Below are 26,875 nucleotides of genomic sequence, written 5' to 3' on the forward strand. Positions count from 1 at the left end.
CCCCGCCGTTCTCCCGTACGGACGGGAACACGGCGGGGGCGCGGGCGGGTTGAGGACGATCATGCGCATAGGCGAGATCGAGATCCTGCCCGTCCACGACGGCACCGGTGTGGAGACGGCCCGCGACATCCTCGGCCGCCCCGGCGTCGCCGACCCCTGGGACTGCCACGACGAACACCTCCGCCCGGACGGCACGCTGGAGCTGCCGCTCGGCGGCTTCTGCGTCCGCACCGGCGACCGGGTGGTCCTGGTCGACGCCGGTGTCGGCGCCCACGACGACGGCCGGTACGTCGGCGGCGGCCTGCCCGACTCGCTCGCCGGGCACGGGATCGCCCCGGAGGACGTCACCGACGTCGTCTTCACCCACCTCCACTTCGACCACATCGGCTGGGCCTCGCACCGCGGCCGGCCGTTCTTCCCGAATGCCGCCTACCGGCTCCACCGCGCCGACTGGGAGCACTTCGTCAGCGGCGGCGGCCCGGCGGCGGACGGCCGGGCGGCCGCCGCCTTCGCCCCGGTGGGGGACCGACTGGAGCTGTTCGACGAGGACTTCACCGTCGCCCCCGGCCTCGACGCCCGGCACGCCCCCGGCCACACCCCCGGCTCCACGGTCTACGTGGCCTCCGGGGGCGGGCGCCGGGCGCTGCTGCTCGGTGACGTCGTCCACTCGGTGGTCCAGCTCTCCGAGCGGGACTGGCAGGTGGTGTGGGACGTCGACCCGGCCGCCGCCTCCGCCGTCCGCAACCGGATCGCCGACGAGGCGGCGGACACCGACGACGTCCTGGTCGCCGCCCACTTCCCGGGCCTGCGCTTCGGCCGGGTGGTGACCGTCGACGGGCCGCGCCGCTTCGTCGCGCTCTAGGGCCGGTGGGCTGGTGGGCCAGCGGGCCGGTGGGCCGGCAGGTCAGCTGGTCAGCGGATCGGCGAGGTCGAGGGCCGGCTGGGGGCGCAGATCTCCAACCGCTCCCAGACGCCCCACTGGCCGCCGGCGGTCGGATCCTCGTTCAGCGTCCACCACTTGGCGCGGTACGCGTGGCCCTGCCGCGAGACCTTGGCGCCCGCGGTGTACACCGTGTCGCGCTGCCACTCCGGGTCCTTGCACACCCCCGGCATGGTGTACGTCGGCGAGGCGGACGGGGAGGACGGTGAGACGGTCGGGGTGGTGGGCGGCGTGGCCCCGGCGAACCGCACCGTGAACCTGGTGAAGTCCCAGTCGTTCTGCACCACGCTGGAGCAGGAGCCGGACAGCCCCGGGTCGACCGTGCCCGGGCACTGCCGGTCCCGGTTGACCGACCAGTAGGTGTAGCGGGCCAGCTTGTGCGCCAGCGCGAAGTCCAGCACCGCCTGGAAGTCCGCCTGCCGGAAGTACTCGGCGACGTCGGTGCGGCCGTTCATCAGCGACACGCCCTCGTGGGCGTAGGCCTCCGCCTCCGACCAGCCGAAGGTGGTGCGCAGGATCTGGTTGAAGTTCACCAGCGCGGAGGTCTGCGCCGCCGCGCCGTTGAAGCCGCCGTCGAACGGCATGATCGAGTAGTTGTCGGGCGTGAAGCCCTGCGCCTTGGCCTCGTTGAGCATCTGCTGGCCGAACCAGCCGGTGCCCGCGGCGGTGCCGGCCGTGGTGATCGAGATGTACAGCCCCGGGTTGTTGCGCTGGAGGATGCGGGCCGCCCCGATCTCGTTGCGGATCGCCGCCGTGTTCTCGTACTCCGGCTCCTCCAGGTCGAAGTCGATCGCCTTCAACTGGTACTTGTCGACCACCTTCTGGTACCCCGCCGCGGTCGCCTCCGGCGTGCCGCAGGTCTGGCCGAGCTTGGTGCCGCCGTAGCCGCCGATCGAGACCGAGACGTCGCCGCCCTTGGCGCGGACGGTCTGGACGACGGCCGGCATGGTGGTGTCGGTGTCGATCGGGGAGGTCCCGCCCCAGGCCGGGACGCAGCCGCCCTTGTCCAGGATGAACGCGAGCTGGAAGGCCTTCTGGCCGGTGGCGTCCATCACCGCGGAGACGTCCGGCGGGCTGTTGTCCTCGGGCATCAGGTAGGGCGCGGAGGCGTACCAGTTGCTGCCGATGCCGCCGCTGACGGCGCCCGCGGCGGCCGTGGTGGTCGCCGCGTTCGCGGCGGCGACCGCCACGAGCCCGCCGGCCACCAGTCCGAGCACCGCGGCCACCGCGGCGGCGGCCCGGCGGCGCGGCGGCCGCGACGACTGCGACGGCGGCGGGTTCGGCGGTTGTGCGTGTGGGGGAAGTGCGCGTTCCATCGGGATCAACCTCTCCAGGAAACGGCGGAATACGGCCCACCCGCGCCAGTCGTGGGGGCGGCGCGCCGGGCCGGGGACACCCCGCGACGGGTCGGACCGCCGTGAGGCCTTCACTGGTATAGACCTGTCATGAGGGGTCGTCAACCGCCCGGACGGTTGCTCCGTGTGAGAACCCGCCGGCGTCCGGCGGGCCCGACGGGGGCGATGGCGGCCGCGGTAGCGCTGTCAGAGGAGGTGCCGGAGGTCAGCCTCGGTAGCCGTGTCGAGGTGGAGGCGGTAGGGCGTCCCGTCGATCCGGCAGATCGGGGTGGTGGTGGGGGCGTGCGGGGTGTCGAGGAGGATGTGAACGGCGGAGAGGGCGGCGGCGGGGTCGGCGTATCGCACGCGGCCGGTGGTCCGGTGGGGGGCGATCCGGACGGTGAGCGGCGCGTGGTTCGGGCGCCGGACCAGGCAGCGGGTGGGGGAGAGGATGACGGCGGCGGTTCGGCAGCCGGGGTGGTCGGCGAGTGCCTCGGTGGTCCAGTCCGCGGCCGTCCGGTACTCGCGGTTGTGGGTGGTGCCCGGAGTCGGCGCACCGGCCGCCCGGCGGTAGAGCAGGGCCGCGCTCCGTGCCTCGCGGACTCCGGCGCGGCCGAACTCGGCGGCCAGGTGGTGGTGCGGCAGGTCCGTCCACGGCGGGAGCCGGTCGATGTCGACGACGGCGCCTGCTCCGGTCCGCCCGGTCGGTTCGGTGCGGGCCCGGACGGCGAAGGCGGCCGGGGCCTGCGGCGCGGACGGCGGGGCGGGGAGCGGGCGCGGCCGGAGCGGGTGCGGCAGCGGGACCAGGCCGAGCAGCTTGTACAGCTCCGGGCCGAGTGTCGCCAGTGCCTCCCCGGGCCGGGCGAACGCCGCCTCGGCGAAGCGGCGGGTGCCCGGGGCGGACGGCTGTGTGGCGAGGATGGTCGCCGCGTCGTCGCCGGACGGGTCCAACCGGGGCGCGGCGGCGAGCAGACGGGCCATCGGGCTGCCCGGGACCAGCTCGCTGCCGCCGTCGCAGACCGCCAGCACGGGGCGGTCGAGCGCCGCCGCGTAGAGGGCGGTCGAGCCGTGGTCGGTGACCACCGTGTCACCGGCCACCAGCAGCACCGCCCACTGCTCGTACGGGTCGGCCAGCACCACCCCCGCGTCCAGGGCCGGCCGCAATTGCCGGGCGAGGTCGAAGGAGCCGGTCCGGCTGTATTCGTTGGGGTGCAGGACCAGTGCCAACTGGTAGGCGTCGTGGGGGAGTCGGGCGGCGAGCCGGGCCGGCAGGTCCGGGTGCCGGGCCAGCAGCGACTCCGGACCCCAGGTGGAGGAGAGCACGACCAGCCGGCGCGACCCGGTGCCGAGCGCCGATCGGAAGGCCTCGCGCCGGTCCCGTGAGGCGAGGATGCGGTCGAGCGTCGGATCACCCGCCACCAGCGCCGTCGCCACGGCGGGCGGGCACTGCTCCGCGAGCCGGTCCACCTGGTCGGGGTGGGCGAGGGCGTGCAGGTCGGCGAGCGGGCGCCGGTCGGCGGTGAGCAGGAACGCCGGGTCCAGGCCGGACGGGAGATGCGGGGAGCCCTCCTCGGCGAGTGCCTTGTTGAACCCGGCACCGTGCGGCAGCAGGACCTTGGGCCCGCGCAGCGCGGCGAGCTCGCCCTTGGGGCTGGCGGCGAGGATCAGGTCGTGGCGGTCGGCCAGCGCCTCGGGCCAGGACAGGCAGCGGGCACCGGACGGCGCCACCGCGGCCAGTGCGTCGGCGTCGAAGGCGGAGCCGGGGACGAGCGTGAACCGGCACCGGACCCGGGCGTCACCGTCGAAGACGGGCAGCAGGTCCAGCAGCCGGTGCAGCGCGGCCGCCGAGCGGACGGCGAACAGCACGCCGAGCGGGGGGTCGGGCGGGGCGTCGGGCGCCGTCACCGGATCCACCGGGTCGACGGTGCGACCGGCCACCGGTCGGCTGCCGGTCGATCCTCGTGCCCGCCGCAGCTCGGCGATCCCCGGCGAGCCGCCGACGCGGGCCGGACCGAGCAGGCTCCCACCCGGCTTCGCCGCCACTCCACCCCGGCCCCCGTCGATCGGATGTTCGGTTGGTCCGATCCGAATCTACGGGAGTCCTGCGCGCGGCATTCGGGCGGGTCGGGCCGCGTGTGGGGTTGGCGGACGGAGTGGCTTGCCGGGCCGCCGATCTGCGCCCAGGGGGAGCCGTTCCACTGGCGGACGCCGGTGTCGTCGGGGGCGCGGGCGTCGAGTGGCGGGGCGGCCGCGATGCGCGCCCGGGCGCGGGTCCGGTGGGGTCGGCGCTCAGTGTGGGGCGGCCGCCCCGGGGGCGGTGCGCACGCCTGCGAGCAGGCCCGCCACCGCCGGGGTCCACGGGCGGGTCGCGGGGCCGGTGAGGGTGAGTGTTCGGTGGGTGGCCGGGTGGATCGGGACGAGTACGCAGTCCGGTGGCAGCATCGGCTGGGCCAGCGCCGGCATCACCGACACCCCCACCCCGGCGTGCACCATGCCGATCAGCGTGTTGAGGTCCCGGATCCGGTGCCGTGGCGCGAAGCGGACGCCCGCCCGGCGGTAGGCGTCCCGGATGTGGCGCTCGCAGCCGCCCTCGGAGAGCAGGAAGTCGTCGTCCTCCAGGTCGGCCACGTCGACGGCCTCCTCGTCCGCGAGCGGGTGGTCGCGCCGGAGCAGCGCGTGCATCGAGTCCGCGCCGAGCGGGACCGCGCCCGGCGGCAGCGGGTCCGCGTCCACCAGGACCGCCGCGTCCACCGTGCCGGCCTCCAGCCAGACGCCCAGTTCGTCGTCCTCGCCCTCGAACACCCGCACCGTCAGCCGGGGGTGCTCGGTCCGCCAGCCGTGCAGCAGGCCCGGCAGCAGTCCCTGGCAGACGGTGGTCGGCGCGGCCAGCCGGACCGTGCCGGTCAGCCCGCCCGAGTGGTCGGCGGCGATCGTCCGGACGGCGGCGGCGGAGGCGACCGCCGTCCGGGCGTGCGGCAGGATCCGCTCGCCGAGCGGGGTCGGTCGGACCGGGGTGCCCCGGTGCAGGACGGGCGCGCCGAGTACCCGCTCCAGCGCCGCCACCGCGTGCGAGACCGCCGACTGGCTCACCTCCAGGTCGACCGCCGCCGCCCCGAAGCCGCCCGCGTCCGCCACCGCGACCAGCGCCCTGAGCTGGGCGAGGTTCACCTCGGAGGCCATGAGACTTCCTCATTTCTACCGCAGTGCCACTTGTTGGACTCATGGTCGGCCGAACCGCCACCCTCTGTCCATCGGGAAGCGGTGGCACGGGAGAGGGGACGAACGGATGGCCGGTACGGGACGGCGCTGGTGGCCGGGGTTCGTGGCGCTCTCGGCGATCTGGGGCGCGAGCTTCGCCCTGATCAAGGTGGCGGTCGACGCGGGCGCGCCCCCGGTGTGGGTGGCGGCCTGGCGCTGCCTGCTCGGCGCGGCCGCGCTCTGGGCGATCCTCGCCGCCCGCCGCGAGGCCGCCGTGCGCGACCTCGCCACCTGGGGCCACTGCGCCGTGGTCGCGGTGCTGCTGAACGCGGTGCCGTTCGTGCTCTTCTCCTACGGCGAGACCCGCGTCAGCTCGGTGCTTGCCGGGGTGATGAACGCGACCACCCCGCTGTTCGCGCTGCTCTTCGCGCTGGCCGCGGTGCCCGGCGAACCGCGCCCGGGGCCGCGCCGGATCGGCGGACTCGTCCTCGGCCTCGCCGGGGTGCTCACCGTGCTCGGCGTCCGGCACGGGCTCGGCTCCGGGTCGATGGGTGGCGGCCTCGCCTGTCTGGCCGCGACCTGCTGCTACGGCGCCGGCTTCGCCTACCTGCGCCGCCACCTCTCCACCCGGCCGCACTCGGCCGCCGCCGTGTCCGCCGCCCAGATCACCTGCGCCGCCGTCGAACTCGCCGTCGCCGCCCCGCTCGCCGCCGGTGCCCCGCACTGGCCCGGTGTCGGGGCCGCGGCCGCGTTGCTGGTGCTCGGCGCGGTCGGCACCGGTGTCGCCTACGTCCTCAACCTCGACCTGGTCCGCACCGCCGGGACGGCCGTGGCCGCCGCCGTCACCTATGTGACCCCGCTCTGGTCGACGGCGCTGGGCGCGCTGCTGCTCGCCGAACCGGTCGGCTGGAACACCCTGGCAGGCGGCCTCGCGGTGATCGCCGCCGTGGTGCTCATCCGGCAGCCGTCCGCCGCCCCGGACGGCGGGGCGCCCGCCGGACGACGGGGCCGGAGGGTGCGTCAGCCGGTCGGTTAGGGTGGACCGATGGGCACGGGGCGGGCAGCGGGCGGGGGCGTGGACACCGGGGACGCGCACATCGGGGACGCGCGCACCGATGACCTCCGCGGCGGCGGTGCGGCCGAGGCGCCGCAGACCGTGCCCGCCGCCACCGTCGCCGTCCAGGTCGCGCTGCGCGCCCGGCCGCTGCGCTTCCCGTTCACCCGCGACTCGCTGCGCTGCTGGGCCTACCTGGGCGTCGGCGCCCTGCTCGGCCCGGTGCTGGCCGTCCTGCTGGCCGCCCTCGCCCTGGTCGGCCTCGGGCTCTCGGTGGTCGGCGTCGGCCTGCCGCTGCTCCTGGCCGTCGCCCTCTCCGGTCGGCCGGTCGGCGCCCTGGAACGCCGTCGGCTGCGGCTCGTCGAACCGTCCCCGGTGCCCGATCCGCACCGCGCCCTGCCCGGGGCCGGCCGCCGCGCCCGGCTCCGGACCCGGCTGCGCGAACGCGCGACCTGGCGCGAACTCGCCCACACCCTGCTCGTCGGCCCGCCGCTCGCCGCCGCCGGACTGGGCCTCACCGCCCTGCTGCTGTTCTCCGCGGCGCTGGTCGTCAGCCCCCTCGTGGTCTGGGCGCTGGCCCCCGAGACCGTCATGCTGATCCCCGGCCACGTCGTCCCCGGACCGCTGTACGCCCTGCCCGCCACTGCCGTCGGCCTGGCCGGGCTCCTGCTCGGCTGCTACGCCGGGGCGCTGCTCACCACCGTCCACGTCAGGCTGGCCCGGCTGCTGCTCGGCCCCCGCGAGGAGGACCTCGGCAGGGAGCGGGTCGTCGAACTGACCCGCTCCCGGGCCCGCCTGGTGGACGCCTTCGAGGCCGAGCGCCGCCGCATCGAACGCGATCTGCACGACGGCGCCCAGCAGCAGCTCGTCGCCCTCGCCATGACCCTCGGGCTGGCCTCCCACGAACTGTGCGGACGCGGTGCCGGCGGCGAGGGCGGCGAGAATGCCGCGGGCGGCGCGGGCGCCGACGACCCGGTGCTCGCCCTGGTCGACCGGGCGCGCGGCGAGGCCCGGCAGGCGCTGGAGCAGCTGCGCGGGCTGGTCCGCGGCATCCACCCCCAGGTGCTCACCGACCACGGGCTGGCCGCCGCCGTCACCGAGGTCGCGCTGCGCCACCCGGTCCCCGTCGAGGTCGACCTCGACCTGCCCGGCCGACTGGCCGGCCCGGTCGAGTCCACCGCCTACTTCACCGTCACCGAGGCGCTCACCAACGCCGCCAAGCACAGCGGTGCCACCGCCGTCACCGTCCACGGGCGGATCGCCGACGGACGGCTGGTGCTGGAGGTGACCGACGACGGCCGCGGCGGGGCCGACCCGGCCGCCGGGGCCGGACTGCAGGGACTGGCCGACCGGGTGGCGATCCTGAGAGGACGACTGATGGTGACGAGTCCGACCGGCGGGCCGACCAGGCTCCGGCTGGAGGTGCCGTGCTCCGGCTAGTCATCGCCGAGGACGCCGTCCTGCTCCGGGCCGGGCTGGTCGAACTGCTCACCCGGGGCGGCCACGAGGTGGTCGCCGCCGTCGGCGACGCGGACGCCCTCGCCGCCGCGGTGGACGCCGACCGGCCGGACCTCGTCGTCACCGACGTCCGGATGCCGCCCGGCTTCCAGGACGAGGGGCTGCGGGCCGCCCTCCAGCTGCGCGACCGCCACCCCGGCCTGCCCGTGCTCGTCCTCTCCCAGTACGTGGCCACCCCGTACGCCACCCGGCTGCTCGGTGCGGCCGGCGCGCAGCCGGCCGGTCTCGGCTACCTGCTCAAGGACCGGGTCGGCGAGGTGTCCGAGTTCCTGGACGCGCTGCGGCGGGTGGCGGCCGGGGAGACGGTGATCGACCCGGAGGTGGTCCGGGTGCTGCTGCGGCAGCAGTCCGCCGACCGTCCGATCGCCCGGCTCACCCCGCGCGAGCGCGAGGTGCTGGGGCTGATGGCGGAGGGGCTCAACAATCAGACGGTCGGCGCCCGGTTGAGCATCACCGAGGCCTCCGTGGTGAAGCACTGCGGGAACATCTTCATGAAGCTCGACCTCGATCCGGTCGAGGGCAACCGCCGGGTGCTCGCCGTCCTGGCCCACCTCGCCGACCTGCGCGGCGAGTAGCTCGGCCCCAGCCGGAGCCGCCGGAGCCGCCGGAGCAGCGGGAGCAGCCGGAGCCGTCGGAGCTGTCGGTGCGCGGCGCTACGGTGCCGCCATGACGGAATTCGTACTCGTGGCGGGTGCCTGGCTCGGCGCGTGGGCCTGGGACGACGTGCTCCCCGACCTGCGTGCCGCCGGGCACGGTGTCCACCCGCTGACCCTCTCCGGCCTCGCCGAGCGGCGCGGTGAGCCCGCCGGACAGCAGACCCACGTCCAGGACATCGTCGACCTCGTCGAGGAGCGCGATCTGCGGGAGGTGGTCCTGGTCGGGCACAGCTACTCCGGCATCCCGGTCGGGCAGGCCGCGGAGCGGATCGGCGACCGGCTCGCCCGCCTCGTGCTGGTCGACGCCAACATCCCCGTCGACGGGCAGGCGTTCGTCGGCGCCGGCCCCTGGGGCAGCGCCGTCGCCGAGGCGATCGGCGCCAACGGCGGCTTCTGGCCGCCGCTCACCGCCGCCGACTTCGCGGGCCAGGGCCTCACCGGCGAGCAGACCGCCCGGATCGTCGCCGGCTCCACCCCGCACCCGGGCGGCAGCCTCACCGAACCCGCGGCGCTGGCCGGCCCCCTCGCCGCCCTCCCGGCGACCTACCTCACCTGCCTCCTCGACAGCCCCGAACCCCCGCCCGCCGTCGCCGCCCTCCTCCGTGACGCCGGCTGGCAGCACACCACCCTCGACACCGGCCACTGGCCGATGTTCTCCGAGCCGGCCGCCCTCGCCGCCGTCCTCCTGGCCGCCGCGAGCCGATGACGCGGTCCGCCCGCCGGCCGGCCGCTGGTGCACGATGACCGGTTCGGCCCGCTCCGGCGGGAGCCGGCCACCGGTCCGGCCCGCCGTGCCGTCGTCCGGCACTCGGGCCAGGGCCCGTTCCGCGCACGCTCCGGGAAGGTGACGGCCCGTAGGTGACCTTGGTCCGCGGATGCCGATCGACGAGTACGCAGGCTAGGCCCCGGGCGGTTCGATGTGCCCGCCGCTTCGGGGAATGGCGGGGCGGAGCAAAAAAGTGATATCACTTTGCCATCGGAAATCGATGCTCGCCGAAGGAGTCGCTCCCATGACCACATCGCGTTTCCCCGTCGAGGACGGCCTCGTTCCGGACCTTCCGGTCCCCGGGATCGCCGAGCGGACGATCACGGGATGGGCCGGTCTGCCGATGCTCGGGGGGAGCCTGCTCGGCCTGGTCGCCGGAGTCGGGTCCACCATCGCCGGTGCCGCCCAACTGTCCGAGGGCGGCAAGGGGCTGGGGATCGCCCTGGTCGTCGCCGGGCCGCTGCTGGCGCTCTGCTCGCTGCTGCTGACGTTCGGTCTGACGGTGGTCTCGCCCGGCGAGGCCCGGGTGGTCCAGCTGCTCGGCCGCTACCGGGGCACCGTCCGCGCCGCGGGTCTGACCTGGCTGAACCCGTTCACCAACCGGCACCGGATATCCACCCGGATCCGCAACCACGAGACCGAGACCACCAAGGTCAACGACGCGGACGGCAACCCGATCGAGATGGCCGCCGTGGTGGTCTGGCAGGTCGAGGACACCGCGATGGCGGTGTTCGAGGTGGACGACTACACCGACTTCGTCGCCATCCAGACCGAGACGGCCGTGCGGCACATCGCCACCAGCTACCCGTACGACGCCCACCAGGAGGGCCGGCTGTCGCTGCGTGACGGCGCGGACGAGATCGCCCGCAAGCTCTCCGCGGAGATCGCCGCCCGGGTCGCCTCGGCCGGGGTGCGGGTCGTGGAGTCCCGGATCACCAGGCTCGCGTATGCTCCGGAGGTCGCGCAGGTGATGCTCCAGCGGCAGCAGGCCGGGGCCGTGGTCGCGGCACGCCGGCTCATCGTCGAGGGCGCCGTCGGCATGGTCGAGGAGGCGCTGGACCGGCTCGCCGAACGCGATGTCGTGGACCTGGACGAGGAGCGCAAGGCCGCCATGGTGAGCAACCTCCTGGTGGTGCTCTGCGGCGAGCGCGGCACCCAGCCCGTCGTGAACACGGGCTCCCTCTACCAGTAAGGCGAAGCCTTGGCGACGGAACGGAAGAAGCTCCTGTTGCGGCTGGACCCTTCAGTTCACGACGCGCTCGCCAGGTGGGCCGCGGACGACCTCCGCAGTACCAACGCACAGATCGAGTTCCTGCTCCGTCGGGCTCTGGCCGACGCGGGCCGGATGCCTGGAGGTGCTGCCCGGATCCCCCGGCGCGGCCGTCCGCCCAAGCCGGACGCGGAGCCCGGCGCCCCGGCCAAGGAGCCTGCGGAGCAAGGCGATTCCGACCGGGACTGACCGCGCCGGCGGGGTGCCCGCCCGGAACGACCGTAGAGCGGCGACCGGAGCGCGGGCGACCGGAGAGCGGGGCGAGCGTGCCCGCCGCCCGTGTCGTGGGGGGGCGACCGGGGGCGGGCGGAGGAACAGCACGGGATCACCCGTGACCTGAGCCGGTGGCGCGGACGTGCGGAGGGTCGGTGCGGTCGACCGGGTCGTGGGGGCGGGCGGTGTTCTCCGTGAGGAGGGCGGTCAGACGGTCGGCGGTGGTGTCCCAGGACCACCGGGCGCGGACCCAGTCGCGGCCGGCGGCGGCCATGCGGGCGCGCTCCGGGGCGGGGGACCGGAGGATGCGGGTGATCGCGGTGGCGACGGCGGACGGGTCGCGGCCGTCGACGACGGTGCCGTTGACGCCGTCGAGGACGGCGTCCGGGGCGCCGCCGGAGCGGCCGGCCACGACGGGCAGGCCGGCGGCGGCCGCTTCCAGGAAGACGATGCCGAGGCCCTCCGCCTCCAGACCGGCCCGGCGGGTGCGGCAGGGCATCGCGAAGACGTCGGCCGCGGCGTAGGCGTCCGGGGTGTCGGCGTGTTCGAGGCCGCCGGTGAGGACGACCGCGCCGGGGGCGGTGAGGCGGCGGGCGAGGTCGCGCAGGCGCCGTTCGTCGGGGCCCCGGCCGACCAGGACGAGGACGGCGTCCGGCACGGTGCGCCGGATCAGGGGGAGCGCCCGTATCAGGGTGTCCTGGCCCTTGCGGGGGACGAGCCGCGCCACGCAGAGGATCACCGGTGCCCGGGGGAGGTCCTTTCGGGGGACGCCCTCCAGGAGGCGCGGGCGGAACAGTTCGGTGTCGACGCCGGGGACCAGCCGCTCCAGCCGGGCCGAGGGGCCGAGCGCGGGGGCGATCCGGTCGCGGGTGTAGGCGCCGAGGTAGGTGACGACGTCGACGCTGTCGCCGATCCGCCGCAGCAGGCGCCGGGCGACGGGGGTGCGGGCCCACCAGATCTCGTGGCCGTGCGTGGTGGCGACGGTCCGCCGGATGCCGGGGGCCAGCCGCCGCAGTCCGGGGGTCATCGCGGCGAGCGGGGCGGCGGCGCCGAACCAGACCCGGTCGCAGCCGTACGCCCGGGCGAGTTCGGCGGCCCGGCGGGTCACCCGGGGGGTCGGCAGCAGCGTCCGGGACCGGTCGCGGACCACCGGGAACGGGAGCGCGGCGTCATGGCGGTCGGCGCCGGGTTCGGCCGAGGTGTAGACGACGACCTCGTCGGCGGGCAGCCGGGTGGCCATGGCGTGGACGAAGGTCTCGATGCCGCCCTGCCGGGGCGGGAAGTCGTTGGTGACGATGAGCGTGCCGGTCATGGGAGGGAGACCACCTGGGGTGTACGGGGGCGGGGGGATCGGCGGGGGGTGGGGCGATCGAGGGGGTTGAGGGGATCGAGGGAGGTGAGGGAGGCGCGGGGGATCCGGGGGCTGCCGGACAGGCGCGGGAGGAGGGCCAGGACGGCGGGCAGGGCGAGGTAGCCGAAGCGGCCCGCCGGGGCGAGCAGGAACGCCAGGGCGAGCCCGAGGGCGAGCCGGTCGGCGGCGGCGACGGTGTCCCGGGGCGGGTGCCGGACCAGCGACCGGGCGACGGCGAGCCCGGCGAGGAGCAGCAGGGCGAGCGCCGCGTACCAGCCGCCGGGGGCGAGGTCGGCGAGCAGCCGGCCGGGCAGCGGGCTGCTCGCCGGGGTGGGCAGGCCGCCGCGGCCGGTGGGGAAGGCGAACACCTGCTCCACCAGCGGCCCCGGTGCGCGCAGCGCGCTCGGCAGGACGAGCGCGGCCGTGCCGGCGACGGCGGTGGCGGCCGTCCGCAGGGCCGCCCGGCGTCCGGCGGTGGCGGCGAGCAGGGCGACGGCGACCGCCACGGTGGGCCAGGCCGTCCACTTGAGCGCGCAGGCCAGCGCGAGGGCCGACCCGGCGGCGAACGGGCGGGCCCGCCCGGCCAGGGCGAGCGCGAGCACGCAGAGGCCGGTCAGTGGCAGGTCGACCCCGCTGACGCAGAGCGGCAGCGCGACCAGTGGCGAGGAGACGAGCGCAGCCACCGCCAGTGCGGGCAGCGCGGGTACGGGCACGGTCGGACCACCGCCGGGCGTGAGCCCGCCGGACGCGGACGCGGACGTGGTCGCGCGCCCGGTGGTGGGCGGCACGGGGCCGCGTCCGCGCGGCCGGACGGCGGCGGCCAGGCAGCCGAGGAACACGGCGGCGCACCAGAGGCGGGCGTCGCCGAGCAGCCGGGCCGGCCACCCGTCCGCGCCGAACAGGGCGCGCGGCAGTCCGAACAGTGCCATCCCGGGCAGGTAGGGGGTGTACTCGGCGACCGTCTGCGGCTCGGCGAGATACGGCGTGCCGTGCCGGAGCAACAGCTCGCCCGACCGTTCGATGACGACGACCTCGCTCTGCCCCTGCCCGGTCAGGACCAGGACGAGCAGGGGTGCGAGCACCGCGCCGGCCAGCGCGACCGCCACCGATCCGGCACGCGCCCACCGTGGCGGCAGGGCGAGCACGGCGATCGCCGCCGCCACGTACCCGGCGGCCGCGAGCAGCCCCCAACTCCGGTGCGGTCCCAGCCCGGAGGTGAGCGGGAACGCCCCCGCCCACCCGGCCGCGACCAGCCACCCGCCGCACCACAGCGCCCTCCGCCCGCCGGGTGGGCGGGGCGGACCGGAGGAACCCGGTGGACGGGGGGCGCGGTGGACACGGCCGGGGCGGGGCGGACGGCCGGGCCGGGAGGCGGGGCCGGGAACGGAGGGAAGCGGGGTTCGGATGCGGTGAATCGGCACCACTTCATTGCAGCGGCGCAGGTCGGCGAGGTCATGACGGTCAGGTCGAGTCCTCCGGTCGGGTTTCCCCTACCACCGGGAGGGCGTCCGGGGCGGCCCGCGCGACCGGGGCGCGGCGTCGTCGGGGCGGTGGGCGTGCACGGGCGTGGGCTCCTCCTCGTCAGCGGGTGTTCCGAACAAGGGAATTCGTATCCGATCTCACGTTCGGTGTCCATCGAATTACGTTCGGTGCGGATCCCTCGCTATCGTGGACCCGTGGCGAGGTCCTGGGATGAGGCGGTCGGGCGGGCGCAGGAGCGGTTGGCGGCGGCGCCCGGGGTGCGGGTGGTGGGGGAGGACGAGGGGCGCGGGTTCGCGCTCTGGGACCTCGCCTCCTGCGCCGAGGGGGAGTTGGGCGAGTGCGTCGACCCGGCGTCGATCGGCCCGGCCGAGGAGCGCCGGCTGCGCGAGCGGCTCGGCGAGAGCGGCCGCGAGTGGCCGGGCGGCGAGCTCTACCGCCGCCGCTACTGGCTCCTCGCCGACGGCCCCGACGGCCCCGACGGCCCCGACGGCCCCAGCGGCCCCGGCGGTCCGGCTGCCGCCGAGCCGGTCGGGACCGTCGCCGTCGACAACTGGACCAGGGGCCCGGGCCAGTTGGCGGTCTCGTCGCTCTACCTCCGCCCCTCGGCGCGCGGCCGCGGCCTGGCGGCCGCCGCCCTCGACCAGGTCTACCGCGCCGCCACCGCCGAGGGCCTGCCCGGCTACCGGCTGGAGGCGCACTGGACCTGGCAGCACGCCCCCCGCTACTACCTGCGCCGCGGCCTGTGGGTGGTCTCCTGGAAGCACGCCATCGGCCTCGCCCGGATGCCCCAACTCCCGCCCTACCGCGTCCAGGAGGAGGACGGCCGCCTGGTGCTGTCGGTCGTCGGCCGTCCGTCGCCCGACCCCTCCGGCATCGTCTGGACGCCGCTGCTCGCCGCCGGGAGCGAGGGCCGCCGACTGCGGTTGGACGAGACCGCCGCCTATCGGCAGGCCGACGGCTGGGTGCACGGCTACGCGCGATCGACGCTCGCCCTGCACCTCGCCCTCGCCGGTCGCCCGTTGGTGCGCGGCCCGCAGTGGTGGGCGGAGGCCTGGCGCTGGGCGGACATCGGCGAACCGGAGGGCCTGGCCTACCGGATCGAGGAGTTCGAGCGGTCGGCCCGCGCCGAGGGCCGGACGGTGGCCACGCCCTACCGGCCCCCGGCGTTCCCGGCCGTGCCCCGGCCGTCGGCGGAGGCAGTGCCTACGGAGGCGTTGCCTACGGAGGAGACGCCGCCTCCGGAGCAGGCGCCAGGGCCGAACGCCGCCGCCCCCCGGCCGTCGGACGGCGCGCCGACGCCCTGAGCCCGCCCCGGCCCGTCTCCCGGGACGATTCGCAGGACACGGCCTACCGGCCCGCCGCCCTGGGCAGGCTCCGCCGGACGCACACGTCGGCACCGCACACGTCGGCACCGCCGGACCCGCAGGCACCGCCCACGCCGCCGACACCGCCGACACCGCTCACAGAACACCGAGTTGAGGAGCCCGCCATGCCCGCAGTGCACGAATCCGTACTCGACGCGATCGGCGGCACACCGCTGTTCCGCCTCGCCCGGCTCGGCGCCGGCCTCGCCGCGCCCGTCTACGCCAAGGCCGAGTTCCTCAGCATCGGCGGCAGCGTGAAGGACCGCGCCGCGCTGTCCATGGTGCTGGCCGCCGAGCGCGAGGGGCTGCTGGCGCCCGGCGGGACGATCGTGGAGGCGACCTCCGGCAACACCGGCATCGGCCTGGCCATCGTGGGCCGCCAGCGCGGGTACCGGGTGATCGCGGGGGTCGCGGACCGGGCGGCGCCGGAGAAGTCGGACATCCTGCGGGCCTACGGCGCCGAGGTGGTGCTCGCGCCGACCGCCGTGCCGCTGGAGGACCCGGCGCACCTGTTCAACGTCGTCCGGCGGCTCGCCGAGGAGACGCCCGGCGCCTGGCTCGCCGACCAGTATGACAACCAGGCCAATCCCGACGCCCACGTCCGCACCACCGGCCCGGAGATCTGGGAGCAGACCGGCGGCCGGGTGACCCACTTCGTCGCGGGCGTCGGCACCGGCGGCACCATCACCGGAACCGGCAGCCACCTGAAGGCGGTGTCCGGCGGCGCGGTCACCGTGGTCGGCGCCGATCCCGAGAGCTCCGTCTACGGCGGCGGGGACGGCAGCCCGTACTACGTCGAGAGCATCGGCCACTTCATCCACCCCGACACCGTCGAGGACCGCTGGCCGCAGGCCTACCGGAAGGACGTCGCGGACGCCTTCGAGCGCATCCCGGACCGCGAGTCGCTGCTGACGGCACGCCGGCTCGCCCGGGAGGAGGGCATCCTGGCCGGGCCGTCGTCCGGCACGGCGGTGGCGGCCGCGCTGCGGGTGGCGCGCCGGCTGGGGCCGGAGGACCTGGTCGTGGTGCTGCTGCCGGACTCGGGCCGCTCGTACCTCTCCAAGGTGCACAGCGACGCCTGGATGCGGCAGTGGGGCTTCCTGGAGGACGGCGAGGACGGCGAGGACGGCTTCCCGCCCGACGGCACCGACCGCTCCGGCGGCACCGGCGGACCCGCGACCGACGGCACCGACCGTCTCCCGGCCGGCGCCGTCCCGGCCCCCCGCGCCGGCCTGCGGCCGCTGCTCGACGGCGCCGGCCCGCTGGTCACCGTGGACGCCGGAGCGACGGTGGGCGAGGCGGTGCGGGCGCTGCACGGCGTGCCGGGCGGCGTCGCCCCGGCCGTCCTGACGCGGACGGCGCGCCCGTACGGGGTGAGCGCTGCGGAGGTGGTCGGCTCGGTGTCCCGGGAGGCGCTGGCGGCGGCGCTCGCGGTCGGCGCGGCCGGGCCGGACGCCCCGCTGGGCGCCCTGCTCGGCCCGGCGCTGCCCGCGGTGGGCGTCGGGCAGTCGGTGGGGGAGGCCCGTGCGGCGCTCGGGGCGGCGCACCCGGGCGTGCTGGTGCTGGTGGACGGCCGGGCCGCGGGGGTGCTGCCCCGGCCGGTGCTCACCGCGTAGCACCGGCCGGGGCGGCACCCCGTAGCGCCGGTGCTCACCGTGCGGCACCGGCGCACACCGCGCAGGAGCGGCGGGGACGCCTGGGAGACTCGACGCCATGGCAGAGATCGAGATCGACGGCGCCCCCGCTGACCCGGCCCGGCTGGCCGCCCTGGGCCTGCTCAACTACGGGCACTTCACCACCCTGCGCGCCGAGGCCGGCCGCACCCGGGGCCTCGCGCTGCACCTGGACCGGCTGGTCCGCGACTGCCGCACGGTGTTCGGCGCCGAGCTGGACCGGGCCGAGGTCCGCGCCCGGATCCGCCGGGCCCTCCCGGCCGACGGCGCGCCGGTGATCGTCCGGGTCACCGTGTTCGACCCGGCGCTCGGTCTGGAGCGCCCCGCCGCCCCCGCCGTACCGCACCTGCTGGTCACCACCCGCCCGGCGCCGGCCGCCGCTCCCGGCGCGCTGCGGGTGCGCACCGCCGGGTACCGGCGCGAGCTGCCGGAGGTGAAGCACGTCGGCCTGTTCGGCCTGCTGCACCAGCGCCGGCTCGCCCAACTCGACGGTTACGACGACGCGCTGCTGCTCGACGACGCGGGCCGCATCGCCGAGGGCGCCACCTGGAACCTCGCGCTGTACGACGGCCGCGAGCTGGTCTGGCCGGACGCCGCCGCCCTGCCCGGCGTCACCGCCGCCCTGCTCGCCGGCGCCCACACCGGCCCGCAGCGGCGCGAGCCCGTCACCGCGGCGGACGGCCTCGGCCGCTTCACGGCCGCCGTCGCCGTCAACGCGGGCGTGGGCGTCCGCCCGCTCGCCGCGATCGACGGCACCGTCCTCGACCCGGCCCACCCGGTGGTCGCCGAGCTGCGCGCCGCCTACGAGGGCGTCGAGCCGGAGCCCGTCTGACCGCCGTGCGAGCGGACCGGCCGGGCACGCCCTGACGCCACCCGGAGACCGGACGGGGGGATAACCCCACCCCGGGTCCGCCAGCGGCCTGCATGGTCCGCCGCAGCCCGTCTTCCTAGCCTGGAACACGTCGACGACCAGCGACGATCCATCAAGGAAGGCCCCACCATGGCACCCCGCCGTTCCCGCCCCCAGCCCGAGCCGACCGGGCGCCCCGCCGCCGCCCACGCCGCGATCGAGCTGCGCGGTGTCCGGCGCAGCTACGGCCGCGGCGGTGAGACCGTGTACGCCCTGCGCGGCATCGACCTGGCGCTCGGCCACGGCACCTTCACCGCCGTGATGGGGCCGTCCGGCTCCGGCAAGAGCACCTTCCTGCAGTGCGCGGCCGGCCTGGACCGCCCGACCGAGGGCCAGGTCTACCTGGGCGGCGAGGAGATCACCCGGCTCAGCGAGGACCGGCTCACCAAGCTGCGCCGCGACCGGATCGGCTTCGTCTTCCAGTCCTTCAACCTGCTGCCCTCGCTGAGCGTGCTGCAGAACGTGCTGCTTCCGCAGCGCCTCGCCGGGGCGCGCCAGGACCGCGCCCGGGCGAAGGAACTGCTCGCCCAGGTCGGCCTCGGCGACCACGGCCGGCGGCGCCCCGGGGAGCTGTCGGGCGGTCAGCAGCAGCGCGTGGCGATCGCCCGTGCGCTGGTCACGGCGCCGGACGTGCTGTTCGCGGACGAGCCGACCGGTGCGCTGGACACCACGACCGCGCACGAGGTGCTCGGCCTGCTGCGGCGCGCGGTGGACACCATGGGCGCCACCGTCGTCATGGTGACCCACGACCCGGTGGCCGCCTCCTTCGCCGACCGGGTGGTCTTCCTGGCCGACGGCGCGCTCGCCGACGAGCTGTACCACCCGGACCCGCAGGCCGTCGCCGACCGGATGGTCCGGCTGACCGCGCGCCCGATGGGGGCGGCGGCATGAGCAACGGACTCGCCCGCGCCTCGGTGCGGTTCCGGCCGGCGTCCTTCGTCGGCACCTTCGTCGCCCTGCTGTTCGGCGCCGCCGTGATCATGGGCTGCGGCACGCTGCTGCAGACCGGGATCACCGCCTCGGTGCCGTCCGTCCGGTACGCCGAGGCGCCGGTCGTGGTGGCCGCCGACCCGAACGTCACGATCAAGTACAAGACCAACGACGAGAACGAGACCCACGAGCAGCCGGTGTCCGAGCGGGCCCGGGTCGACGCCGGGCTGGTGGCCCGGATCGCCGGACAGCCCGGCGTCGCCGCCGCCCGCCCGGACACCGCCTTCCCGGTGCAGAGCGGGCCCCAGACCCAGCCCCAGGCCAGCGCGACCCAGGCCACCGCACCGCAGGCCGCCGCGACCCAGGCCCTGCCGGGCCCGCTCACCGGCCGCGGCTTCGCGGCGCTCGGCATCGCCGGCCCGCAGGACAAGCTGGTCGAGGGCCGCGCCCCCGGCGCGGGCGAGGTCGTGCTCGACGCCGACACGGCGCGCGCCGCCCACCTCGCGCCGGGCGCCACCGTGGCGCTCACCGCCCCCGGCGGCAGCGGCGGCTACCGGATCTCCGGCCTCGCCGCCCCCCAGCGGTCCGGCCCCACCGCCTGGTTCGCCGACCAGCAGGCCGACCGCCTCTCCGGCCACCCCGGCCGGGTCGACGCGATCGCCGTCCAGCCCCGTGAGGGCGTGGACCACAAGGCCCTGACCGCGCAGGTGAAGCAGGCCGTCGACGGTGCCGCCAAGGTGCTGAGCGGCAAGGGGCGCGGCGCCGTCGAGCAGCCCCTGCTCAACGAGGGCAAGGTGATGCTGACCGCGATCGGCGGGTCCTTCGGCGGCACCGCCACCATGACCGCCGTCTTCGTGGTCGTCTCCACCGTCGCCCTGGCCACCGGCCAGCGCGCCCGCGAGTTCGCCCTGCTGCGGGCCGTCGGCGCCACCCCGCGCCAGATCCGCCGGACCATCGCCACCGAGGCGATGCTGGTCGCGCCGCTCGCCGCCGCACTCGGCATCCTGCCCGGCCTCGGCCTGGCTCGCTGGTGGTTCGACGGGATGGTCGAGCGCGGCGCCGTCCCGGCGGACGTCGAGCTGTCGGTCGGCCCGCTGCCGATGCTCGCCGCCGTCGTGCTGTGCACGCTCGCCGCCCTCGCGGCCGGCTTCTTCGCCGCCCGCCGCCCCTCGAAGATGCGGGCCGGCCAGGCGCTCGGCGCGGCCGCCGTGGAACCGGCCCGGCTCGGTGTCGTCCGCACCGTGCTGGGTGTGGTCGCAGCCGCCGGCGGTGTGGTGCTCGCCGGGGTCGCCGCCGGTCTGGACGGCGCCAACGCCGCCAACACCGCGCTCGGCGTGGTGATGTCCTTCCTGGTCGCGGTCGCCCTGCTCGGCCCGTGGGTGGCGCGCGCCGCCGCCTGGGTGCTCGGCCTGCCGCTGCGGGCGGGTGGCGCGTCCGGCTCGCTGGCCGCCGACAACGCCCGTGCCAACGCCCGCCGGCTGGCCTCCGCGATCACGCCGATCGTGATGGTCACCGCCTTCTGCGGCACCCTGCTGTTCATGCAGAGCACCATCCGCCACGAGACCGGCGAGCAGGTGCGCACCGGCATCACCGCCGACCACGTGCTCGGCTCCACCGGCCCCGGCCTGCCCGTCGCCGGGCCCGGCACGGCCGGCGCCGTCGAGCAGGCGGCCAAGGTGCCCGGCGTGGACGCGGCCGTCGGGGTGCTGCGCACCGGCGTCGTCTACCGGGACGGCGACCAGCTGCTGTCCGCCCCCGCGCTGGGCGTCACCGGGGACTCCGCCCGGCTGCCCCGGGTGCTCGACCTCGGGGTGCGCGGCGGTTCGCTGGCCGAGCTGGGCCGCTCCGCGGACACCGTCGCGCTCTCCGCCGAGCTGGCCTCGGCGCTGGGCGTCGAGGTCGGCGAGCAGGCCCCCTTCTGGCTCGGTGACGGCACGGCGGTGAAGCCGCGGGTGGTCGCCACCTACGAGCGCGGACTCGGCTTCGGCCATGTGCTGCTGCCCCGCGCGGCGGTCGCGGAGCACGTCACCGCCGGGTTCGACCACCAGGTGCTGGTCGCGGACGCGCCCGGCGCCGACCGGGCCGCGGTGGCCCGGGGCCTGTCCGGCCTCGGGGTCCCCGGGCTGACGGTGACCGACCGGGCGGGCTTCGCCGCGCAGGCCGACAAGTCGCAGGAGATGGGCTCCTGGGCGAACACGGTGATGGCCGGCGTGCTGGGCGGGTTCGCCGCCGTCACGGCCGCCAACACCCTGGTCATGACGGTGCTGGACCGGCGCCGCGAGGTGGCGCTGCTCCGGCTGGCGGGCACCACCCGGCGCCAGGTGCGCCACATGATGCGCTGGGAGGCGCTGCTGGTGGCCGCGGCCGGCCTGGGCATCGGCTCGGTGATCGCCTGGCTCACCCTGGTGCCGATCACCCGGGGCATCGCCGGCGCCGCGCCGCACGTCCCGGCCGGGACGGCGCTGCCGCTGGCCGCCGCGGCGGTGGGGCTCTGCCTGGCCGCGACGGCCCTGCCGGCCCGGGCCCTGCTGGGGTCCAGCCCGGTCGCCGCGAGCGGCGGGAAGCAGTAGCGGAGGCGGACGGGAGCCCTGCCGGGTTCCCGGGGCAGGAGCGCCCGGGACACACCGGGGCGTGGACGGGCGGTGCGCGCGGGGCTGGCGCACCGCCCGTTCGGGTGACAAAGGCGCGCTGAACAGGCGGGCGAGCGGGGTCGTCGGCCGGAAAGCGCGCTCGTCGCACCGATAGTGAGGGATGATCAGCCGCGCTCGCGGCCGCGCCCGTTCCGGTGCCGCGTGCCCGCGGCGGCTGTCCCGCCCACACCTCCCGCGCCGAGCGCGCGTCCGGCATGCCCGTCACCCCGGCGTGCCCACGCCGCCGCGGCGCGCCCGGCAGAGAGAAGGCCGACCGTTGAGCAGTCCCCCGGTGATCCGCACGCCCCGCCTGCCGCTGTTCCCCTCGGCGCGTTCGTCGGACGGCCCTCCGGCACCCCCGGCGGTCCGCCTGCCCCGGCTCCTGCTGCGCGGCACCGCGACCGCCTCGGCGGCGCTGGTGCTGGCCGGGACGGTGCTGGCCGCGGGCTTCCTGAACGGCCACTACGAGGCGCTGCGGGCGCACGAGGTGGCCGCGATGGCGCTGGGCGGCGTACTGGTCGTCCAACTGCTGGCGGCCGCGCTGGTCGTCCGGGCCGGCGGGCCGGCGGGGGAGCGCGGACCGCGGTGGCCGCTCGCGGCCGCGGTGCTGCTGCTGGCCGCCGACGGGGCGCAGACCGGGGCGGGCTACGAGCGGGCGGTGGGCGTGCACATCACGCTGGGTGTGCTGCTGGTCAGCGCGCACCTGTTCGCCCTGGTCGGCGCGTGGCGGCTGCCGCTGAGCCCGCCGTCGGCGCTCCCGCAGGCGGCGGAGGACGGCACCGGGCGGCTGCCCCGGCCGTCCGGCACGGGGGCCGGCAGCGGCACCGGACCGGTGGAGGTGGCCCCGTGAAGCGCCGCCGGTTCCTCGGCGCCGGTGCGGCCGTGCTCGGCGCGGGCGCCCTCGGGGCCCTCGCCGTCCCCGCGGCCGCCCGGCTGCTCACCGAGGGCCGGCCGGGCCGCCGGCTGAGCAGCGACGTCCCGCTGCCGGAGCCGTTCCAGGTCCCGCTGCCGGTGCCCGAGGTGCTCGCCCCGGTCCGCTCCGACGCCACCGCGGACTACTACGAGCTCACCCAACGGGTCTCCCGGCTGGAGATCCTGCCCGGCCTGCGCACCGAGGCCTGGACGTACGGGGGCAGCTACCCCGGGCCGACCCTGTCCGTGCGCTCGGGCCGCCGGACGGTGGTGACCCACCGCAACGAGCTGCCGGTGCCCACCGTGGTCCATCTGCACGGCGGCCACACCCCGGCCGAGAGCGACGGCTACCCGGTGGACCTGCTGCTCCCGGTCGGCTCGTCCGCCGACCACCTCGCCGACCACCTCGCCGGCCACGCCGCGGGCCACCCGATGGCCGGGATGGACGCCGACCCCGCCCGGACGGTCACCGGCACCCGCGAGTACGCCTACCCGGGCCGCCAGCGCGCCGCCACCCTCTGGTACCACGACCACCGGATGGGCTTCACCGGCCCGGCGGTCTGGCGCGGCCTGAGCGGCTTCCACCTCGTCCACGACGACGAGGAGGACGCCCTGCCGCTGCCGCGCGGCGAGCGCGACCTCCCGCTGATGATCGCCGACCGCGCCTTCGCCGAGGACGGCTCCCTCGCCTATCCCGCCACCGACCCCGACCTCGCCGTCCCGGGCGTCACCGACGCGTACATGAACGGCGTCCTCGGGGACGTCATCCTGGTCAACGGCGCCCCCTGGCCGCGCGCCGCCGTGGACCGGGCCCGCTACCGGCTGCGCCTGCTCAACGCCTCCAACGCCCGCCTCTACCGGCTGGAACTCGACCCGCAGCCGTCCGGCGGCGACGCGTTCGTCCAGATCGGCGGCGACGGCGGCCTGCTGGAGGCACCGATCGCGCACGACGCGGTCGAGATCGCCCCCGCCGAGCGCTTCGACCTGGTGGTGGACTTCTCCCGTTACCCGGCCGGCACCGACGTGCGGCTGATGAACCGCTTCGGCGACGGGCGGACCGAGGAGGTGATGCTCTTCGAGGTCGGCTCGCGCCCGGTGAGCGACGACTCGGCCGTGCCCGAGCGGCTCTGCACCCTCGAACGGCTCGACCCCGAGGACGCCGTGGCCACCCGGGTGTTCGGCTTCCGCCGCAGCCGCGACGGCGACTGGACCATCAACAACCGGCTCTACCAGCCCGGTCGTGCGCTCGCCCGCCCGGCGCTCGGCAGCACCGAGCTCTGGCGGTTCTTCAGCGACGTCCACCACCCCGTCCACGTGCACCTGAACGCCTTCCAGGTGCTGTCGCGCAACGGCGGCGACCCGGGCCCGTACGACGCGGGCTGGAAGGACACCGTGGACCTGCGGCCGGCGGAGGCGGTGGAGGTGCTGGTGCGGTTCACCGACCATCCGGGGTCGTACATGCTGCACTGCCACAACCTGGAGCACGAGGACATGGCGATGATGGCGGACTTCGTCGTGGAGTGACGCGAACCCTCGCTTTTCACCCGTTCGGCGGAGCGCGGGTGGGCGTCCCGTACGCCCGTCCGCGCTCCGCCGCCGGGGTCCCGGGGCCGGCCCGCCGAGGTGCCGCGCCGCGGCGGCTGCCCTAGCGTCGCGGGGAGGACGGCCGCCGGCCGGTCCGCCCGCCGCGCACGTGGAGGAGCCGCGCCATGACCAGTCCGACCGAACGCCGACGGCGCGGCCGGGCCGCCCGCGACCGCATCCCGCGCTCCGCCCACGGCCGCTGGATCCCCGCCGCGGACCGCCCCGACCCGCTGGACGTGCTGGCCCGGCAGGCCGAGGACCGGCTCACCGACCTCAACCCGATCCGCTACGGCCGGATGGCCGACTCCCCGTTCGCCTTCCTGCGCGGCGCCGCCGCCGTGATGGCCGCCGACCTCGCGGCCGTCCCCGAGACCGGCATCACCGTCCAGCTCTGCGGCGACGCGCACCTGTTGAACTTCGGGGTGTACGCCTCCCCGGAGCGGGCGCTGCTCTTCGACGTGAACGACTTCGACGAGACCTACCCCGGCCCCTTCGAGTGGGACGTCAAACGGCTCGCCGCCAGCGTCGCCGTCGCCGCCCGCGACAACGGCCACGCCGAGGGGCGGGTCCGCCTGGCCGCGCTGACCGCCGCGCAGGGCTACGCCCGCGCCATGCGCCGCCTCGCCGGGTTCGGCGAACTCGACGTCTGGTACGCCCGGATCGACGTCGAAGACATCCTCCCGCTGGTCCGCAAGAGCCGCCGCAAGCGCGTCGAGGCCACCCTCGACAAGGCCCGCCGCCGCACCAGCCTGCAGGCCTTCGACAAGCTCACCGAACAGGGCGAGGACGGCCGGCGCCGGATCATCAGCGACCCCCCGCTGCTCGAACCCGTCCCGCGCGACGAACTGCGCCGGGTCGGCAAGATCTTCGACGACTACCGGGCCACCCTCGCCGAGGACCGCGGCATCCTGCTCGACCGCTTCCGGATGGTCGACGTCGCCCGCAAGGTGGTCGGCGTCGGCAGCGTCGGCACCCGCTGCTTCGTCCTCCTGATGGAGGGACGGGACGAGCGCGACCCGCTGTTCCTGCAGATCAAGGAGGCCGGGCGGTCCGTCCTGGAGGCGCACCTGCCCGCCGCCCGCCCGGACGCCGAGGCCCCGGTGGTGCACGGCGGGCACCGCGTCGTCACCGGTCAGCGCCTGCTGCAGGCCGCCAGCGACATCTTCCTCGGCTGGACCACCGGTCCGGCCGGGCGGCACTTCTACGGCCGCCAGCTGCGCGACATGAAGGGCTCCGTCGAGGTCGCCGGCATGACCCCCGGAGACCTGCGCGGCTACGCCGACCTCTGCGGCCGGGCCCTCGCCCGCGCGCACGCCCGCTCCGGCGACCGGCTCGCCGTCGCCGGCTACCTCGGGGGCTCGGACACCTTCGCCGAGGCCGTCGCCGACTTCGCCGTCCTGTACGCCGACCGGACCGCCGCCGACCACGCCGCGCTGCTGGCGGCGATCGACGCGGGCGCGGTGGCGGCGCGGCGCGGGGTCTGAGGGGGCGCGGGGTCCGGGGGCGGGGCGGTAGGCCCTACGCCCCGACGGCGCCGAGGACGCGCTCGGTGACCAGCTCCGGACGGTCGCTCGTCAGCGCGTGGCCCGCGCCGGGCACCACCTCCACCCGCGCCGAGGGCAGCAGCCGGCCGATCCGCTCGGCGACCGCGCGCGAGTCGTGCAGGGCGCTGCGCTCCCCGAGCAGGAACAGCGCGGGCCCGTCCAGACGGCGCAGCTCCTCGTCGGAGAAGACCGGCGGCACGGGCAGCACGCGGCGGAACCCCAGCGACGCGCGCATCAGGCCCGTCAGTTCGCCCTCCAGGACGGTGCCGTTGCGGACCAGCCGGGCCAGTCGGGGGCGCAGCGGCCGGGGCGCGGCGGCCGCGAGCCCGCCCGCGATCAGCCAGGTGTAGAACCGCGGGCCGAGGGCGGCGAAGCCCGCGGGGTCCAGCAGGGTGAGGGAGGCGGTCCGGCCGGGGTGGTGGAGCCGGTGGCGGAGGGCCAGCCAGCCGCCGTACGAGCAGCCCACCAGGTGGGCGGCCGTCGCGTCGAGACCGGTCAGCACCTCCTCCAGCCAGGCGGCGCCGTCCCGGCCGTCGGCGATCGGCGCGCTCTGCACGCTCGCGCCGGGCTCGCCGACGGTGTCGACGGCGACGACCGGGCGGTGCCGGGCCAGCGCGTCGATGTAGCGGTGCCACATCAGCGCGTTGCCGCCGGAGCCCGGGAGCAGCACGACGGGTGCGTGCCTGCCGTCGGGAGCGCCGTCGTGCGTGCCGTCGGGTGCGCCGGGTCGCGGTCCGGTCCGGTAGACGCGGGTGGTTCCGAAGGAGGTCGGGAGGTCGATCGCCGTGCGCGGACCGGGCCAGAGCTGCGCCAGGGTCCGCTCGTAGGCAGCGTCGAACCGCTGCCGCGCCCGGTCGTTCTTGAACGCGCTGATTCGCATGGTACAGGTGTATCACGGCATGATACGGGTGTACCAGAGAGGTGGAGCCATGACTGCGCGGACCGACCACGAGGAACGCCGGCGGGAGATCGCCGAGGCACTGCTGCGGATCGCCGACACCCAGGGCCTCCAGTCGGCCAGCATGCGGGTGGTCGCCGCCGAGGCGGGCGTCTCCCTGCGCCTGGTGCAGTACTACTTCACGACCAAGCAGGGACTGCTGCTGGACGCCCTGACCAGGCTGACCGCCCAGCTCCAGGCCCGGATGGAGCGGTGGATCGCCGAGACCGCCGGCTCCCCGCCCACCCCGCGCGGCGTCGTCACCGCGATCCTCTCCTGCATCCTGCCCACCGACCCGGAGAGCCGCCGGATCACCCGGACCTTCGCCGCCTACTACACCCTGGTGCTCAACGACCCCGAGGTGCTGGAGAAGCACGGCGCGCGGCAGCCCGAGGTGCTGGAGGGCTTCCTCGCGAAGCAGCTCCGCGCCGCCCGGCAGGCCGGGGAGATCGACCCCGGCAAGGACCCCGAGGTCACCGCCGCCGGCCTGCTCGCCATGGTCAACGGCCTCGGCTCCAGCGTGCTGGGCGGCCAGCGCACCGGCGAAGCGGCGCTCGCGATCCTCGCCCGCCACCTGGACGAGCTGTTCCTGACGCCCTGACGGGGCTC

22 protein-coding genes are annotated in these 26,875 nt (G+C 76.5%); 16 read left to right on the forward strand and 6 right to left on the reverse strand.

What is annotated here, in order from left to right; translation table 11 throughout:
• Window positions 1-61: 61 nt before the first annotated feature.
• The gene (locus tag ACFVFS_RS00180) at window positions 62-862 is read left to right on the forward strand and encodes an MBL fold metallo-hydrolase (RefSeq protein WP_380618365.1); all 801 of its coding nucleotides are present in this window, start codon (window positions 62-64) and stop codon (window positions 860-862) included.
• A 50-nt stretch (window positions 863-912) separates the two neighbouring features.
• Here ACFVFS_RS00180 and ACFVFS_RS00185 read toward each other — a convergent pair whose 3' ends face one another.
• From ACFVFS_RS00185 to ACFVFS_RS00195, 3 genes are all read right to left on the reverse strand, one after another.
• Window positions 913-2,256 carry a chitinase gene (locus tag ACFVFS_RS00185; RefSeq protein ID WP_380618367.1) on the reverse strand — a complete coding sequence of 448 codons (1,344 nt, stop codon included), beginning with the start codon at window positions 2,254-2,256 and terminating at the stop codon, window positions 913-915.
• 225 nt (window positions 2,257-2,481) lie between these two features.
• Complete coding sequence (locus ACFVFS_RS00190) at window positions 2,482-4,140, reverse strand: translation initiation factor 2 (protein WP_380618708.1); 1,659 nt, start codon at window positions 4,138-4,140, stop codon at window positions 2,482-2,484.
• A gap of 423 nt (window positions 4,141-4,563) precedes the next feature.
• Window positions 4,564-5,454, reverse strand: coding sequence for a LysR family transcriptional regulator (locus tag ACFVFS_RS00195; protein ID WP_380618369.1), 891 nt, complete (start codon window positions 5,452-5,454; stop codon window positions 4,564-4,566).
• 106 nt (window positions 5,455-5,560) lie between these two features.
• Between ACFVFS_RS00195 and ACFVFS_RS00200 the strand changes: the two genes are divergently transcribed.
• The 6 genes from ACFVFS_RS00200 to ACFVFS_RS00225 all read left to right on the forward strand — a co-directional run bounded on the left by ACFVFS_RS00200 (window position 5,561) and on the right by ACFVFS_RS00225 (window position 10,925).
• The gene (locus ACFVFS_RS00200; protein ID WP_380618371.1) at window positions 5,561-6,508 is read left to right on the forward strand and encodes a DMT family transporter; all 948 of its coding nucleotides are present in this window, start codon (window positions 5,561-5,563) and stop codon (window positions 6,506-6,508) included.
• 9 nt (window positions 6,509-6,517) lie between these two features.
• Window positions 6,518-7,966, forward strand: coding sequence for a sensor histidine kinase (locus tag ACFVFS_RS00205; RefSeq protein WP_380618373.1), 1,449 nt, complete (start codon window positions 6,518-6,520; stop codon window positions 7,964-7,966).
• Window positions 7,954-8,619, forward strand: coding sequence for a response regulator (locus tag ACFVFS_RS00210; protein WP_380618375.1), 666 nt, complete (start codon window positions 7,954-7,956; stop codon window positions 8,617-8,619). Before ACFVFS_RS00205 ends, ACFVFS_RS00210 begins: the two co-directional genes overlap by 13 nt.
• A gap of 91 nt (window positions 8,620-8,710) precedes the next feature.
• The gene (locus ACFVFS_RS00215) at window positions 8,711-9,406 is read left to right on the forward strand and encodes an alpha/beta fold hydrolase (protein ID WP_380618377.1); all 696 of its coding nucleotides are present in this window, start codon (window positions 8,711-8,713) and stop codon (window positions 9,404-9,406) included.
• A 304-nt stretch (window positions 9,407-9,710) separates the two neighbouring features.
• Entirely contained in the window at window positions 9,711-10,658 is a 948-nt protein-coding gene (locus ACFVFS_RS00220; protein ID WP_380618379.1) for an SPFH domain-containing protein, read from the forward strand.
• Window positions 10,659-10,667: 9 nt separating this feature from the next.
• Complete coding sequence (locus ACFVFS_RS00225) at window positions 10,668-10,925, forward strand: hypothetical protein (protein WP_380618381.1); 258 nt, start codon at window positions 10,668-10,670, stop codon at window positions 10,923-10,925.
• Window positions 10,926-11,061: 136 nt separating this feature from the next.
• Here the strand turns inward: ACFVFS_RS00225 and ACFVFS_RS00230 are convergent, their stop codons facing one another.
• A complete protein-coding gene (locus tag ACFVFS_RS00230) occupies window positions 11,062-12,261 on the reverse strand; it encodes a glycosyltransferase family 4 protein (RefSeq protein WP_380618383.1) in 1,200 nt (399 codons plus the stop codon).
• Complete coding sequence (locus tag ACFVFS_RS00235; RefSeq protein WP_380618710.1) at window positions 12,258-13,571, reverse strand: glycosyltransferase 87 family protein; 1,314 nt, start codon at window positions 13,569-13,571, stop codon at window positions 12,258-12,260. The genes ACFVFS_RS00230 and ACFVFS_RS00235 overlap by 4 nt, the downstream gene beginning before the upstream one ends.
• Window positions 13,572-13,976: 405 nt before the next feature.
• Between ACFVFS_RS00235 and ACFVFS_RS00240 the strand changes: the two genes are divergently transcribed.
• The 8 genes from ACFVFS_RS00240 to ACFVFS_RS00275 all read left to right on the forward strand — a co-directional run bounded on the left by ACFVFS_RS00240 (window position 13,977) and on the right by ACFVFS_RS00275 (window position 25,269).
• Window positions 13,977-15,086 carry a GNAT family N-acetyltransferase gene (locus ACFVFS_RS00240; protein WP_380618385.1) on the forward strand — a complete coding sequence of 370 codons (1,110 nt, stop codon included), beginning with the start codon at window positions 13,977-13,979 and terminating at the stop codon, window positions 15,084-15,086.
• A gap of 185 nt (window positions 15,087-15,271) precedes the next feature.
• Window positions 15,272-16,762, forward strand: coding sequence for a pyridoxal-phosphate dependent enzyme (locus tag ACFVFS_RS00245; protein ID WP_380618387.1), 1,491 nt, complete (start codon window positions 15,272-15,274; stop codon window positions 16,760-16,762).
• Between the two features lie 97 nt (window positions 16,763-16,859).
• Window positions 16,860-17,651, forward strand: coding sequence for an aminotransferase class IV (locus tag ACFVFS_RS00250; protein WP_380618389.1), 792 nt, complete (start codon window positions 16,860-16,862; stop codon window positions 17,649-17,651).
• A 168-nt stretch (window positions 17,652-17,819) separates the two neighbouring features.
• Entirely contained in the window at window positions 17,820-18,620 is an 801-nt protein-coding gene (locus ACFVFS_RS00255) for an ABC transporter ATP-binding protein (protein ID WP_380618391.1), read from the forward strand.
• Window positions 18,617-21,229: an FtsX-like permease family protein gene (locus tag ACFVFS_RS00260; RefSeq protein WP_380618393.1), complete on the forward strand. Its 2,613-nt coding sequence runs from the start codon at window positions 18,617-18,619 to the stop codon at window positions 21,227-21,229. The genes ACFVFS_RS00255 and ACFVFS_RS00260 overlap by 4 nt, the downstream gene beginning before the upstream one ends.
• A gap of 337 nt (window positions 21,230-21,566) precedes the next feature.
• Window positions 21,567-22,139: a hypothetical protein gene (locus ACFVFS_RS00265; protein WP_380618395.1), complete on the forward strand. Its 573-nt coding sequence runs from the start codon at window positions 21,567-21,569 to the stop codon at window positions 22,137-22,139.
• A complete protein-coding gene (locus ACFVFS_RS00270; RefSeq protein ID WP_380618397.1) occupies window positions 22,136-23,725 on the forward strand; it encodes a multicopper oxidase family protein in 1,590 nt (529 codons plus the stop codon). Before ACFVFS_RS00265 ends, ACFVFS_RS00270 begins: the two co-directional genes overlap by 4 nt.
• A gap of 185 nt (window positions 23,726-23,910) precedes the next feature.
• Window positions 23,911-25,269, forward strand: coding sequence for a DUF2252 domain-containing protein (locus ACFVFS_RS00275; RefSeq protein WP_380618399.1), 1,359 nt, complete (start codon window positions 23,911-23,913; stop codon window positions 25,267-25,269).
• A 34-nt stretch (window positions 25,270-25,303) separates the two neighbouring features.
• Here the strand turns inward: ACFVFS_RS00275 and ACFVFS_RS00280 are convergent, their stop codons facing one another.
• Window positions 25,304-26,209: an alpha/beta fold hydrolase gene (locus ACFVFS_RS00280; protein ID WP_380618401.1), complete on the reverse strand. Its 906-nt coding sequence runs from the start codon at window positions 26,207-26,209 to the stop codon at window positions 25,304-25,306.
• A 49-nt stretch (window positions 26,210-26,258) separates the two neighbouring features.
• Between ACFVFS_RS00280 and ACFVFS_RS00285 the strand changes: the two genes are divergently transcribed.
• The gene (locus ACFVFS_RS00285; RefSeq protein WP_380618403.1) at window positions 26,259-26,867 is read left to right on the forward strand and encodes a TetR/AcrR family transcriptional regulator; all 609 of its coding nucleotides are present in this window, start codon (window positions 26,259-26,261) and stop codon (window positions 26,865-26,867) included.
• The last annotated feature ends 8 nt before the right edge of the window (window positions 26,868-26,875 follow it).

Origin of the sequence: Kitasatospora sp. NPDC057692 (assembly GCF_042799475.1) — a bacterium.
Lineage (GTDB): Bacteria > Actinomycetota > Actinomycetes > Streptomycetales > Streptomycetaceae > Kitasatospora.